The organism is Streptomyces sp. 8L (assembly GCF_020176795.1).
Classification (GTDB): Bacteria; Actinomycetota; Actinomycetes; order Streptomycetales; family Streptomycetaceae; genus Streptomyces.
The window spans coordinates 1-608 of sequence record NZ_JAIUKE010000962.1; the positions used below are offsets into that span (position 1 = coordinate 1).

The following is a 608-nucleotide window of genomic DNA, read 5'->3' on the forward strand; positions in this document are numbered from 1 at the left end:
GGGGGTGGTGTGGTTGTTGGTAGGGCTGAGGTTGGTCGTGTGGCGGTGATGTTCTCTGGTCAGGGTTCGCAGCGTGCTGGTATGGGGCGTGAGTTGTATGGGGCGTTTCCGGTGTTTGCTGAGGCTTTTGATGCGGTGCGGGAGCGTTTTGATGTGGATGTGTGGGGTGATGTGGGTCGGACTGGGGTGGCGCAGCCGGCGTTGTTTGCGTTTGAGGTTGCGTTGTTCCGGTTGGTGGAGTCGTGGGGTGTTCGGCCTGATTTTGTTGGGGGGCATTCTGTTGGTGAGATTGCGGCGGCGCATGTGGCGGGTGTGTTGAGTTTGGCTGATGCGTGTCGGTTGGTGTCGGTGCGGGCGAGTTTGATGGATGGGTTGCCGGTTGGTGGTGTGATGGTGGCGGTGAATGTGTCGGAGGCTGAGGCGCGTGAGGTGATCGGTGCTCGTGTGGGGGTTGATGTTGCTGTTGTCAATGGTCCGGATTCGGTGGTGTTGTCGGGTGTGGAGGGTCCGGTTCTTGAGGTTGCGGGGTTGTTGGGTTGTCGGATGAGGCGGTTGGCGGTGTCGCATGCGTTTCATTCGTGTCTGATGGATCCGATGTTGGCGCAGTT

Annotated in this window: 1 protein-coding gene; it reads left to right on the forward strand. The window is 59.5% G+C overall.

From position 1 onward, the window contains the following. Positions 1 to 48: 48 nt before the first annotated feature. Positions 49 to 608, forward strand: a 560-nt coding sequence (locus LCE31_RS40120; RefSeq protein ID WP_374118724.1) for an acyltransferase domain-containing protein, incomplete at its 3' end; no start/stop codon positions are given.